This window comes from Thioalkalivibrio sp. ALJ24 (genome assembly GCF_000377785.1).
GTDB lineage: Bacteria > Pseudomonadota > Gammaproteobacteria > Ectothiorhodospirales > Ectothiorhodospiraceae > Thioalkalivibrio.
The window spans coordinates 41,019-53,911 of record NZ_KB898733.1; the positions used below are offsets into that span (position 1 = coordinate 41,019).

Annotated in this window: 10 protein-coding genes; 7 read left to right on the forward strand and 3 right to left on the reverse strand. The window is 64.1% G+C overall.

All coding sequences use genetic code 11. The annotated features are described in order from the left end of the window. Nucleotides 1-66: 66 nt before the first annotated feature. From D571_RS0112455 to D571_RS0112490, 7 genes are all read left to right on the forward strand, one after another. Nucleotides 67-1,035: an IS5 family transposase gene (locus D571_RS0112455; protein ID WP_018937024.1), complete on the forward strand. Its 969-nt coding sequence runs from the start codon at nucleotides 67-69 to the stop codon at nucleotides 1,033-1,035. Between the two features lie 625 nt (nucleotides 1,036-1,660). Continuing rightward, complete coding sequence (locus tag D571_RS0112460) at nucleotides 1,661-3,031, forward strand: hypothetical protein (RefSeq protein ID WP_232196979.1); 1,371 nt, start codon at nucleotides 1,661-1,663, stop codon at nucleotides 3,029-3,031. 101 nt (nucleotides 3,032-3,132) lie between these two features. After that, entirely contained in the window at nucleotides 3,133-5,478 is a 2,346-nt protein-coding gene (locus tag D571_RS0112470) for a S8 family serine peptidase (RefSeq protein WP_232196980.1), read from the forward strand. A 167-nt stretch (nucleotides 5,479-5,645) separates the two neighbouring features. After that, nucleotides 5,646-5,768: a hypothetical protein gene (locus tag D571_RS14590; protein ID WP_255349496.1), complete on the forward strand. Its 123-nt coding sequence runs from the start codon at nucleotides 5,646-5,648 to the stop codon at nucleotides 5,766-5,768. A 166-nt stretch (nucleotides 5,769-5,934) separates the two neighbouring features. Then, the gene (locus D571_RS0112480; RefSeq protein ID WP_018937029.1) at nucleotides 5,935-9,198 is read left to right on the forward strand and encodes an SNF2-related protein; all 3,264 of its coding nucleotides are present in this window, start codon (nucleotides 5,935-5,937) and stop codon (nucleotides 9,196-9,198) included. A 410-nt stretch (nucleotides 9,199-9,608) separates the two neighbouring features. Further along, the gene (locus D571_RS0112485) at nucleotides 9,609-10,613 is read left to right on the forward strand and encodes an MDR family oxidoreductase (protein ID WP_018937030.1); all 1,005 of its coding nucleotides are present in this window, start codon (nucleotides 9,609-9,611) and stop codon (nucleotides 10,611-10,613) included. 80 nt (nucleotides 10,614-10,693) lie between these two features. Continuing rightward, entirely contained in the window at nucleotides 10,694-11,038 is a 345-nt protein-coding gene (locus D571_RS0112490; RefSeq protein ID WP_018937031.1) for a hypothetical protein, read from the forward strand. Nucleotides 11,039-11,056: 18 nt separating this feature from the next. Here the strand turns inward: D571_RS0112490 and D571_RS0112495 are convergent, their stop codons facing one another. The 3 genes from D571_RS0112495 to D571_RS0112505 form a co-directional block, all read right to left on the reverse strand. Then, entirely contained in the window at nucleotides 11,057-11,578 is a 522-nt protein-coding gene (locus D571_RS0112495) for an MOSC domain-containing protein (protein ID WP_018937032.1), read from the reverse strand. Between the two features lie 62 nt (nucleotides 11,579-11,640). Then, nucleotides 11,641-11,853, reverse strand: coding sequence for a hypothetical protein (locus D571_RS0112500; RefSeq protein WP_018937033.1), 213 nt, complete (start codon nucleotides 11,851-11,853; stop codon nucleotides 11,641-11,643). Nucleotides 11,854-11,935: 82 nt separating this feature from the next. Further along, nucleotides 11,936-12,679, reverse strand: a complete 744-nt coding sequence (locus D571_RS0112505; RefSeq protein WP_018937034.1) for a class I SAM-dependent methyltransferase — start codon at nucleotides 12,677-12,679, stop codon at nucleotides 11,936-11,938. Nucleotides 12,680-12,893: the final 214 nt, after the last annotated feature.

Consider the following 12,893-nt stretch of genomic DNA (forward strand, 5'->3'; position numbering starts at 1 on the left):
AAAGGACACTAGGGAGACACTGATTTAATTCGCTGCCGCTCCCGCCCGGTACGCGGCTCTGGGATAATGGCAGCCGGTTTCCGCCCCGAGGTAAGGTTCCATGTCGCAGCGCAGTTTTCCGATCTCGAGTATTCCGCCAGGCGCAAGCAGACGCGGCGCGACCGGTTTCTGGGCGAGATCGACGCCATCACGCCCTGGGCGGCCCTGGTGGAGGCGATCGAGCCGCACTACCCGAAGGGGAAGCGCGGCCGCCCGCCGATCGGTCTGGAGCGGATGCTGCGGATGTACGTGGCGCAGCAGTGCTTTAACCTGTCGGATGAAGGGATCGAGGACGCGGTGTACGACAGCCAGGCGATCCGGCGCTTTGTCGGGATCGACCTGAGCCGCGAAGACGCCCCGGATGCCACCACCCTGCTGCAGTTCCGTCGCCTGCTGGAGCGCCACGACCTGACCCGGGTGATCTTCGAGCGGATCAACGCCCATCTGCAGGAACGGGGCCTGCTGCTGCGTGAGGGAACGGTCGTGGATGCCACGCTGATCGCCGCCCCACCGTCGACGAAGAACGAGAACAAGGCGCGTGACCCGGAGATGCACCAGACCAGGAAAGGCAAAAAGAGGAACGTGGTCACGGGCCTGGTCCACACCGTGAAGGGGACGGCGGCGAACGTCTCGGACGTGTCGCAGGTGCCGGACCTGCTCCATGGTGAGGAAGACAGCCTGCATGGCGACGCCGGCTACATCGGTGCGGAGAAGCGGCTGGACGGGCATCGTCCCGAGACGCACATCGCCTGCAAACGCGGCACCGTGCGCGCGATGCCGGAAGGCCCGGCGCGCGAGCGGGTGCGCGCCGCCGAACGGCAGAAGGCGCAGTTGCGTTCGATCGTCGAGCATCCGTTCCATGTGGTGAAGAACCTCTTCGGCTACCGCAAGGTCCGCTACCGCGGCCTCACCAAGAACACCGCGCAGCTGCACAGCCTGTTCGCCCTGGCGAACCTGTATCGCGCGCGAAGGTGGGGGCTCCTCACGCAGGGATAGTGTGTCTGCAGGACCGGAAATCGCCCCTGTAACCGCTCAAAACGGCGGTTACAGGGGCCAAAACAGGCCGCCGGGGCCCTGATGTCCTTCCAAACGCGCTTCGGCGGGATATGGAGTCGGATGCAGGGCCATTGATCAGTGCTTCCTTAAGCATCGTGTGTCTCCTTCGGCCAGATTCTGGCTTTGTTGACCTCGAATGCAACGATAACGGGCGGTGCGGAAGATGTCCGGGCCGGCAACCTTGCGGGACTCGTCAGCTCCGGGCGACGGAGAGTGTTCGACTGCCGGCCCGTCCACGTTTGTTTGCCGCGCATATAGCCCCGATGCCGGCCAGATTTCCCCGGTTACGAATCTGACCGGCCCGTCGCAAAGCGCTGCATGCGCATCTCATTCAGCGTGACCCCCGTGAACGAAACGGGAGGTTGCCCTCGTCCGATTGCGGCATTCCCGCTCGATATGTAGGTTTCGGCCGGGATCGACAAGGTTGTCGGTCGAGGAGGCGGTCTAGCAGGTCGGGATGCGGTAACGCTATCGGTATGCACTGCAGACCGAATTGCGAGGAAAACGATAAGGAGGCGACATGAAGCGGACTCTTCTTGTGGCGGGCGTCAGTACGGCGCTGGCGGTGCTGGCGACCGGCTGCGACTCGTATCCCACGGAGGCCGAGATCGACTTCGACGCGGTGGACTCGGAGGAGCGTGCAATGGCCCGGACGATGTGGGCCGAATTCGAGGAAACGGTCGAAACGGGCTGGTCGTTCATGCTTTCGACCGAGGTCGAGGCGGAGCTGGAGCCAGTGGCCGCTCATCTCGAGGAACTGTCCGATTATCTGGACACCCCCGGTGACGGTTCGAAACCCGAATTGCTGCACGATGGCCCGGAAAGCGAGGCCCTGCGTGCGGCGCACGCCGAGTACCTGGAAGTCCGGCGCTCGATCAAGGCCGAACAGGAAGAGGAACTCGAGGCGCGGCGGGAGGAGCTCTCGCAGGAGCTGTCGTCGATCGAGGCCGATCTTGCGGAAACGGAGGAGGCGATCGAAGCGCGCGAGGCAATGCTGCAGGACGAAGAAGAAGCGGTGAGCGAGCTCGAGGACGAGATCGAGGAAGCCGAACAGGAGTTCGAAGACATCCGCGAGAAGGTCCGCCAGGAACTGAACGAGGCGATTGAGGCGGAAGATCTGCCGATCAACACGCTGGATAACCTGCGTCGTTATTCGTGGCGTGACTGGGAGAGGGAGCCTGGCGAGGAGTGCCCGAACCCGGACGATGCGCGGACCGTGGATGCTCGGGATTCCCACGGTGTGTGCCTCCTGGCAACGCCGACCCCTTACCGCGATGGCGAAGGGATCAACGAGGTTCTGGATCCAATCCTGGCCTCGAGGCTGCTGGAGGCATTCGAGGTGTCCCGGAAGCTCGGCCCTCTGGGACGCAATGCACCCGAGGACAGTCTCCGCGGCCAGCGTCGTCAGGCCCTGGAAACGCTATCCGAACGGGAGAATGAGGCGGACGCGAAGCATGGAAGTGCACGCGATCTAAACCGGAAGCACTCACGTTCCGAACGCGAGCGAGAGCGTGTTCAGGGGCGCCTGGACAGAGTGGAAGGTGCGGAACCGAACGTGCGGTCCTCGGAGGTTCGGGAAGAGCAGCAGGCTCTCCAGCGGTCGCGTCGTGAGTATCGCGATGCGTTGATCCGGACAACCGTGGAAGACCACGCCCAACCGGCGGGGGAGATGACCGACGAGGGGACGTTCCCGGTTGAGGGCGAGGAAGGCATGGTCGTGGCCGTGATGGCTGCTCAGGATGCGGTTGCCTCGCAATCCTGGGAATGGTCGATCTCCTTGTTCAAAACCCAGCTTGAAGAAGAGATGGCCGACCGGAACCGAGTGCCGCTCGATCCCCACGAAGGCGAAGCCGGTCGGGCCGTGTTCGACGATAAAGACCGGGACACGATGACCCGGGAGGCCTATCTGGAGATCGGCCAGCAATTGATGGATTGATATCCGAACGCGGTCATCGGTCCGTGTGATACGAAAAAAGAAACCCGGGCCAGCCCCGTGCCACACGGCTGAGCCCGGCGATAATCAGGGAGAGCCGAATCATGATGATTTCAATAGATCGTTTCCGTCCATCTCTCGTCGCCGTGGCCGTCTCGGCTACGTTGCTGGCGCTGTCCGGCTGTGCGAGCAGCGGGGGTGGCAATGGTGGTGGAGGTGGTAACGGAGATAGTGAGGAGGACGATGCACCTCCGCCTCTGCCGTCGAATGACCAGCAAACGATCCTGGATGATGACGGGGATGTGGTAGAAGTTCAGGTCGCGGTTATCGATAACGAGTTCCGGCCGAGCCACGACGAATTTGACGGCCGCTTGACGGGGACCAAGACAATCGGTGTACGCGATAGCGTTGAGGCAGAAGAAGATGAAGATGGTGACCCGAAGTACGTCCACGGAACGCCTGTAGCCGCTCTAATGGGCGGCGAAAAAATTGGGATCAGTGGGAATGCACGAATGGAGCTGGTAACCGCGGCGAACGATAGCGGAACCCTGTTTGGCAGTTGGATCCGGGAAGGCGTAGAGCATGCCGTAGAAAAGGAGGCACGGGTCATCAACGCGTCCATTGAGGATCAGTGGGAGACTTGGGACAACGAAGAGACGGTCGGGCAACTGCAGGAGGTGGAGTACGAGAAGCCGCAGGAAGATGATGATCCCAAAACTATCGAGGTGGGAACCGCTGCAGTGTTTGCTGCCGGTAACGATGGAAACAATCTGAGCAAGGATGATGTAACCGAAGATGGAGAAAATGGGTATATCAATCCGGATGATCTCGAATACCTGGGTGAGGTCTGGGATCAAATCTTGATTGCGGGCGGTTCGCGAGGCTGGGAGAAATACTCGCGCAGCAACTACCCGGGGCAGGATGGAGAAATCCAGGATCGATTCCTTGTCGCGCCTTACACGGCCCGAACGGCAACCAATACCAGCGATGACGCCGAGGGGACTTTCTCTGGAACCTCGTTTGCTGCCCCTCAGATTGCGGGCATGGTGACGGGCATCATTGCGAAGTGGCCACATCTGGACGCATCCGAGGCTACTGGGCGTCTGCTCGAGACGGCCAGCCAGGAATCGGAGCTTTATGAAGAAAGCGACTGTGGCCCGAACAAAGACCAGAACTGCGGCAAGTACTACCTCGGCCAGGGGCACGCGGACCTGGAAGAGGCACTTAAGCCCAAAGGAGAAGCGTCGGTCGCATCCGGCGATCAGGTCGAGGATCCGGAAAACCAGAAGGTCACCGAGAGTCAGGCCCAGTGGTCGCATGCGTTCGGCAACGATTTTCAGGCGGACGAGGAACTGTTCGAAGGCGCTGTAGCTTTCGACGAGCTGGGTCGTGATTACGAGGTGGACTTCTCGGGGCAGCATGCCGGAAGCAGCAACCTCAACACGCACCTGCGTCAGCGGATGGAAACGCACCTGACGAATGCATCGGTCGCCGGGGATGAGTCTGTTGAAGTCGCCGAAGGGGTGAGCATAAGTGCTCGCCATACGGATTCCGGTGAACTGGTGACGGGTCGCTTCGACATGGAATTCGGTGATACCCGCATGTCCGCGTTCGGTTTCCAGGGCGGTGAGGAGAACCCGATGGACAACGTGCTGGAGGATGCGGACACCGCCATGCTGTCCAGTACTACGCCGCAGTTCACGCACGGTCTGGACGACGTGGCCGGCGTCGCCGCTGAGGTCGGGCTGACTGATACGTTCAGCATCAGCGCGGAATACTGGTCCGGTCGCTCGGGCGAAGATCCGGCCGAGCGGGTGCTGAGTGAAGACACCGTGGGCCTGTCGGATTACGGCGTGGACCGCCAGGACGTCGCGCTGCACATGCAGGCCACCGACGATCTGCGGCTGTCGGTGGGACAGGGCATGCTCCGCGAGGACAACGGCATGCTGGGCTCTCGTGGCTATGGTGCGTTGAACCTCGGTGACGAGCACGAGCTGCATGTCACGAGTTTCGAGGCGGAGTACGCCGTGACCGGAAACCTGGGCTTGACCGGCCAGTACGAATACGGTCAGGGGCGCATGGAAGGCGGTGCCGGCATGATTCGGGGTATCGACAACCTCCGCACCGAACAGGCGACCCTGGGTGTGGCATGGGACGGCGACGATCATCAGGTGGCACTCATGGCAAACCAGCCGATGCGGGTCACTGGCGGGGACATCGAGGCCAGCGTGCCGGTCGGCCGCACCGTGGATGGGGAGGTGATCCGCGAGGATCGTACCGCCAGCATCGGCACCGAAGGTCGGCAGACGGATGTGGAACTGGGCTACAGCTTCATGCCCGACCGTGACAGCCGGATCAATGCGAACCTGCTGTACATGGATCAGCCGAACCACGACTCGAACGCCTCGGGTGAGCTGGCCGGTGCCGTGACCTACGCGGTGCGGTTCTGATGGCCGGGCGTCGCACGATGCCCCTCATGGCGGCCCTGGCCGGGGTCGCCATGCTGACTGCCTGCGCCGGGGGTGGTCAGAATGGGGTAGACCATCAGGAACCGGCGCACGACGCCGGGGAGCCCAAGGTTCGCTACGTTCCCATCGGGAAGGACGAACAAGGGTGCATGCAATATCGCCCGGAACCACTGAAGGACGACCTGGCGGTGCCGGCGGCCATCTATTTCTGGGATGGCGAGGGATACACCACGAATCGCGATCAGTGCGTGCCGGAGGACTCGAACCCGTGAGCGAAGCCGTCGAAAAAGGGTGGTCTCGTGATCGTCCGGAGCCACGGATTCGTCAGTGTCGGGTGGATGCGACCATGGAAGGCAGGACTTCGCTCGTGCGGATGCGAGATGGGTGAGGTTGGCGTGAAAGAAATATGGGACGCCAGGAGCGGATCGAGGCGTACGCATGAGCGAAGAAGAATTTCCGGGGAATCCACGCACCGGCGATCTCTTCGCGGACTTCCTCGCGGAGCCGCAGGAGGTTGCGGGTGACTGGCCTCCGGCTGATCGCTTTCCCCTGAATGTTGCTGGGCGTTCGGTGCGGCGGAGGGTGGTGGCCGATCTGGCCGATGCCGACTCGCCGTTGATCGTGACCGGCTATGCGGGACTCGAGCAGCTCATCCGTCTGGAGGGTGATCTGGGTGAAGCACGACACCTTCGAATCCTGTTCGGCAACGAGCCGAGCGCAGGCGAGGGCGGTTGCCGGAGCCTGCATCCGCCGAGCCTGCCGGAGGAAGTCGAACAGTACTGGCTGGATCAGGGCGTTTCTCTGTACCTGTCGGCCCGCCTGATCCATTTTCGCGAACGGGTTCGTAACGGCTGCGTCGAAGCACGTTATTGGCCGGGGACTCAACAGCGCCCATTGCACGCCAAGCTCTACCTGGGGCGCGATGCAGTCACTCTGGGTTCGAGCAATTTCAGCGCGAGTGGCCTGGAAGGTCAGCACGAGGCCAATGCGCGGTTTACCGCGGCCAGCGAGCCGCGGCGTTATCGGGAATCGGCCGCCCTGGCGGAGCAGTACTGGTCTCTGGGCTGCGATTACACTGAAGGGTTGCTGGCGCTGCTGGATCGGCTCCTGAGCGTGGTGGGCTGGCGGGACGCTTTGGCTCGCGCCTGCGGTGAGCTGCTCGAAGGAGAATGGGCCCGCGGCTTTTTGCGGCAGATGGACCGTGAGGCGTTTCAGGCCCTTTGGCCCGCCCAGCGTCAGGGGATCGCGCAGGCCCTGTACCTTTTGGATCGTCAGGGGGCTGTTCTGATCGCTGACGCCACAGGGTCGGGTAAGACACGCATGGGCGCGCACCTGCTGCGCGCTCAGCAGGCACGGATCCAGGGGACGAAGGGGCTGCCCCGTGCTTTGATGTTGGCGCCCTCGGCCGTGGTTGAGGAATGGGAGCGAGAGCTCTCCCAAGCCGATTCGGTGGTGGCGGTTTTCTCTCAGGGGCTGCTCAGTCGTGGAGGCCGCAAGTCATGGCGGCTCGAAGAATCTCGGCGCCGGGCGCGCCTGTTGGCTGTGGATGAGTGCCACAATTTTCACAATCCGCTTTCGCGCAGAACGCGCAGCTTGCATAACCATCTGGCCGATGACGTGGTCCTGTTCACGGCCACGCCCATCAATCGCAATGTGGATGATCTGATCCGCGTCGCGGATTTGCTGGGAGCCGATAACCTCCGCCAGAGCACCCTCGATGCGCTGGGCCGGTTGCGGCGGACGGGCCGTCACCTGGCACTGGGCGAAGAAGAAGTGACCCAACTGCGCGAAGAGATCCGGACGTTCACCGTGCGGCGAACCAAGCGCATGTTGAACACCCTCATTGATCGCGAACCCGAGAATTATCGGGACCATGTGGGTCGTATCTGCCGATATCCCGAACACCGGTCGTACAGCTACCTACTGAACGAACCGGAAAGCGACCGCCGCCGTGCTGCTTGGATCCGGCAGCGCCTGACAGAGCTCTACGGCGTGATGCAGATACCGGCCACCTTGCAGGTTAGCTCGGTGCAGAGGAACAGGGGCCTGAACGAGGATCGTTACCGGGACAACCTGCTGGTGGTAGCGCGCAAGCTGGTCGAGCACCGGATACTTGCGGCGCTGCGCTCCTCGCGCGCCGCATTGGTGGAGCACCTCTGCGGGACCGAGGTGGCGCGAAGCGAGTTTGGTCTGGGCCGTTACACGAAGGGGTCGGACACCGGGGATGTGCTCGGGCGACTCGCCGCGCCCGGCCCTCCTCCCAAAAACAAATTGACGGTACCGCTTCCGGAGTGGCTTACGGAACCGGACGGCTGGAACGCCGCTCACGCGCATGACCACCGGATCCTCTCCGAAGTCCTGGAGGAGGTTCGCCGGATGAGCCCGGCGCGCGAGCAGGCCAAGGCAGCCCACCTTGCGAGCCTGGCCAAACGTCACGAACGTGTCCTGGCTTTCGATAGCTGGCTGATCACGATCGCGGTGCTGCGAGATGAGTTGGAACGTCTGGTACCAGGTCTGGAGATACTGCAGGCCACGGGCGGAGATGGTCGGGACCGTCAGGCCGTGCTTCGTGCTTTCCGGCCGGGGGAGGAGCAGGGTGCCGGTGTCGCGCTGTGTTCGGACAGCCTGTCTGAAGGGGTCAACCTGCAGGCAGCCTCGGCGTTGGTCCATCTCGACATGCCATCGGTCATCCGTACGGCCGAACAGCGCACGGGTCGGGTGGACCGGCTGGACAGCCCTCATGCTGAGGTGGAGGTCTGGTGGCCAAGAGACGCAGAGGAGTTCTCGCTGGGGGCGGATTCGCGTTTCAAGGAACGGGTAGAGGCAGTCACTGATCTTCTCGGTACAAACCTTCCGCTACCGGACGAGCTTCGGAACACGGCACGAATGTCCGTGGATGCCGATACCCTGGTTTCCGAATATGAGCGCGATGCTCGATCGGCCGACGAAGCCGAGCCCGAGGACGCGTTTGCGGGTGTTCGGGGGCTGGTCGAGGGAGAGGCCGCATTAGTTGGCCCGGATATCTATGAGTATTACCGTCAGAGATCGGTCAAAGTTCTGTCCCGGGTTAGCGTGGTGGTTAGCGAGTCGACGTGGGCCTTCTTTTGCCTCGCCGGGACAGCGGAAAGATCGCCACGGTGGTTCTTTTTCTCCGACCCCGACGCCGAACCGCTGGCTGCGCTGGACAAGGTTTCTTTGGAACTCCGCCGGCGGCTATCGGAGGATCCGCCCATCGGAGAGATAGACGAACCGGCCTCGCAGTGGCTGAAACACTTTGCCCGAAGGCTGCCCGAGGCCGAGCGTGCTCAGTTACCACTGCGCAAGCAGCGGGCCCTGCAGGAAATGAAGCGCGTCGTTGATGGCTTGTGCCACCATGCGGCGAGCCAGCAGGCTCAAGAGCGTCTGGATAGCTATCTCCGACTGCGCGAGCTGTTTGACCATAGCGTCGATGACCCGGAGCAAAGTGAGCCAGACTGGGAAGCCGTCGCGCATAGATGGCTGGATCTGATACGGCCGTACTGGTACCAGCGACTGACACAGGACCGACGTGCGCTGCTACGGCTCCGGGATCTCCGCCAAGATCTGATCGAGGCCGAACCGGAGTTCGGTCCGCAGGTATTGGAAGCTTTTTCGACTCTGCCATTGCACAACGCTGCGGAGCATCGAGTCGTCGCCGCGATCCTCGGCGTTCCTGACCGGTAGGGCCAGCGGATCTCGATCCACTGGGAACGAAGCGGGCAGGAGGGCGAGGTTTGCCGGGCAGGCAGGTGGAGCCAGGGAGTCGCGGCGCCGTACGGGCCTGTGACGAACGGCCCGCTCATTGAGTAGGTAGGCGTCCGGTGATGACACCGCATTGATGGACTATTTGAGGTAAACCGTTATATCCTGTGCAATGCTTTCAATCGACAAAACAGTAACTTAGACGGTCCCTGGAAAGAATTAAGGCGTCCTGATACCTGCTAAGCCCTATCGCAGACAGTGGGCTTATTCTGTCTACGAACCAGGGAGGTTCGAATCCTCCCGGGCGCGCCATTATTTAGAGAGAGGGATCAGTGACTTGCGCTCACTGGTCCCTTTTTCATTTGGGGTGCGTCCGGACGGTGGGGCACGGCATGCAATCATCTTTCAAGGCCCTGGTCCTGGAGCAACAGGAAAACGGCCCGGTGGCTTCCATCCGGGAGCTGACCAACGAGGATCTTCCGGCGGGCGACGTGCTCGTGCAGGTCGAGTATTCCAGTCTCAACTACAAGGACGGGATGATCCTGAACGGCCGGGGCGGCCTGGTCCGGCACTATCCCCACGTGGCCGGCATCGACCTGGCCGGCACCGTGCTGGAATCCTCCGACCCTCGCCATAGGCCGGGCGATGCCGTGATTCTGACCGGTCACCGGGTCGGCGAAACCCACTGGGGAGGATACGCGCAGCGCGCGCGGCTGCACGGCGACTGGCTGATTCCGCGGCCCGCGGGCTACAGCGCGCGTCAGGCGATGGCCGCCGGCACGGCCGGCCTCACCGCAATGCTCGCGGTGCAGGCCCTGGACGATCACGGGCTGCATCCGGACGCCGGGAAGGTCCTGGTCACCGGCGCCTCGGGGGGCGTGGGCAGCCTGGCGGTGCGGCTTCTGGCCCGGCTGGGCTACACCGTCGCCGCAGTGACCGGCCGGCGCGAGAACGTGAATTATCTGCACCAGTTGGGGGCGCAGGAGGTGCTGCCGCGCGAGGAGCTGGCGACCGGGCCGGCGAAGCCGCTGTTGAGCGAGCGCTGGGCCGGCTGCGTGGACACCGTGGGCGGGGACACGCTGGCCCACGTGCTCGCGGGCATGGCGTATGGCCGGTCCGTGGCGGCCTGCGGTCTTGCCGGCGGGGCGGAGCTGCACACCACGGTCCTGCCGTTTCTGCTGCGCGGCATCTCCCTGCTGGGGATCGATTCGGTGCTGTGCCCCGCGGACCGGCGTCTGGCGGCCTGGGAGCGTCTCGGCGAGACCCTGCCCGGACCCGAGCTCGACGCCATTACGCACGAGATCGGGCTGGACGAAGTACCCGCCCATGCGGAGCGCATCCTGCAGGGGCAGGTCCGTGGCCGTGTGGTGGTGCGGCTGGATCCTGACGATCGCTGAGGCGTGGTGGATCTCACTCCCTATGGCGGACCGGGTTCGAACCCGGGTATCGTGCGGAAACCGAGGCTCAGGAGACCCGCATGACCGAACTTGCAGCCCGACTGCGCAACGTCCGTGACCAGCTCTCGCGCCTGGAGGCGCTGACCCGTGACGACCCGGCGGCCGCCCGGCAGCTGGTAACGGAACTGACCCGCGAGCTGAATCAGGCGCTCGATGCCGCGGAGGAACAGGACGGCGCCGGGGCCGCGCGCAAGCCCGAAGAGCCGCGACCGCCGCGCGACCCGATCGAGAAATGTCCCCGCTGCACCCTGCGCGGGTTCACTTTTCAGGAAGGCACCATCCGCGAGAGCGCGACGCGAGCGGGGCACTACGAGGCGCTTTACCACTGCATGAGCTGTGGCTACGAGGCGTGGCGACCGCTCTGAGCCCATCCCCTCGAGGGGTCATCGCTCTCCGGGATCGTCCCGAGCGACCGCGTGCCATTCCACGGGATCACCGACCTGGAGGATCCCGCCCTTCAGTGGACGCAGGCAGATGCCGCTGTCTTGGCGCAGGGCGGCCGCAAGGTTGTAGCCGACGACCTGGTTGAGCCAGCCGCAGGGCGGCCGTGGGCGTTCGATCACGAAGCGCGTTTCGCCGATCCGCAGCTCGCCCTCCCGCGGGCTGCGCCCCAGGCCGGATACCACCAGATTGCGACGGTGTTCGCCGGGTGCAGGCTCGGCGGGCTGGCGCAGGCGCCGGGCGCGGCGCGCGGCCCGTTCGAGCTCCTCGGCGCCGATCAGGGTGACGCGACAGGCTTCGACCGTGTGCCAGTGGCCCCGGCCGTGGCGGTAGCGATCCCCCTGCAGGCCGGTGAGGTCGACTTCGATGCGGTCGCATGAGGTCATCGGCGCGCCGGCGTGATCGGCGATCCAGATGGCGTCCAGGGTGCCGTTCGCGGTGCGGCGGCGGAAGAGGGTGAACATGGCTCAGGTTTTCCCGTGCACCGCCGGATTCCTCCGGCGGCAGGATGACAGCGCCGGGCGCGCTATTCTTCTTCGTCCTCGTCTTCCTCGCCGCTGGGTGTAATGGTGCGCCCCAGGGCGGCGGCGGTGCTGCCGGTCGCCTTGACCGTGCCGGTGGTGACGCTGACGGCGGTGCTGGTGGCGGAACTGGCCACGCCGATGGCGGTGCAGCCGCCGGCCAGGGGAACCACGAAGGCGATGAGAAGCAGTGGGCGCGCGCAGTGCTTGACGTGCATGGGCGGTCGCTCCGTACGGGATGAAAGGAAAGCCTGACCGACCGGGCCACCCCCTGACAAGGATGAGCAGCCGCGGCCCGGTTCAGGGGCGGCGCCGGCAGACCATGAAGACTTCCTCCACGCCGTCGGTGGCGACCATGCCCGGGTGCAGCTTCAGCGGTTTCTGCAGGCGCAGGCCCAGGGGCATCAGGAAACGGTTGTACACCTTCATGGCCACGGGCCGGTGACGGTCGAGGAACCACATGCCCAGATCGTTCAGCCGCGAGGAGCGGGGTTTCATGCCGAAGATCGCGCTTTGTTCGATCTCCAGACCGTGGCGATCGAGCAGGTCCATCAGGCGATCGGGTTCGTAGCGGCGGTAGTGGCCGACGATGTCGTCGAACGGCGTCCAGAATTCGGGGTGCAGCGGGGTGGAGAGCAGGACCCGGGCGTCGGGGGCCGCCACGCGCGAGATCTCGGCCAGTGCGGCCTCGTCGTCCTCCACGTGCTCGATGATGTCCAGGGCGCTCACCAGATCGAAGCCGTCATCCGCGAGAGGCAGGTCCGAGACCGGTGCCGCATGGGTGATGCCGCCTTCCTGGCCGAGGGTCTCCAGGGCCGGCGGACTGATGTCGACGAAATGGGTGTCCCGGATCGGCAGACGCGGGCGCATGCCCGGCCCGACTTCGAGACGGCGGTCGCGGGTCTCGGCCAGTCGGGAGATCAGGTCCCAGGTGTTGAAGCGCTCGGGGCGCACCAGTCGGCTGTCCGCCCATAGCTGGTCGTAGAAGCGCTGGTTGACGTCGCTGACCTCCGATGACGAGAGGGAGGCGGGATGGTGTGTCATGGGGCGGGCCGTTGCTGAATGTGTGGCCCAGTGTAGTCGCCCGGGCCGGGGGATGCAGGTAACGGAGCCGGTCACCGGTGGCAAGAAGGGCAGTGTGTCACGTTCCAGTTCACCAATGCGCACGCGGAAGTCGTGCGTTGGCGTTCAGCAGAACCCGCCTGCGATCAGGGTGGCTGCGGAAAAATCGGAGTTTCGAGAGGGTCCCCGCTCGTGC

Coding starts and splice junctions, on each gene's coding strand:
- D571_RS0112480 (WP_018937029.1), top strand. CDS start 5,935: ATGAGCGAAGAAGAATTTCCGGGGAATCCACGCACCGGCGATCTCTTC.
- D571_RS0112505 (WP_018937034.1), bottom strand. CDS start 12,679: ATGACACACCATCCCGCCTCCCTCTCGTCATCGGAGGTCAGCGACGTC.
- D571_RS0112500 (WP_018937033.1), bottom strand. CDS start 11,853: ATGCACGTCAAGCACTGCGCGCGCCCACTGCTTCTCATCGCCTTCGTG.
- D571_RS0112490 (WP_018937031.1), top strand. CDS start 10,694: ATGACCGAACTTGCAGCCCGACTGCGCAACGTCCGTGACCAGCTCTCG.
- D571_RS0112455 (WP_018937024.1), top strand. CDS start 67: ATGGCAGCCGGTTTCCGCCCCGAGGTAAGGTTCCATGTCGCAGCGCAG.
- D571_RS0112495 (WP_018937032.1), bottom strand. CDS start 11,578: ATGTTCACCCTCTTCCGCCGCCGCACCGCGAACGGCACCCTGGACGCC.
- D571_RS0112485 (WP_018937030.1), top strand. CDS start 9,609: ATGCAATCATCTTTCAAGGCCCTGGTCCTGGAGCAACAGGAAAACGGC.
- D571_RS0112470 (WP_232196980.1), top strand. CDS start 3,133: ATGATGATTTCAATAGATCGTTTCCGTCCATCTCTCGTCGCCGTGGCC.
- D571_RS14590 (WP_255349496.1), top strand. CDS start 5,646: ATGCAATATCGCCCGGAACCACTGAAGGACGACCTGGCGGTGCCGGCG.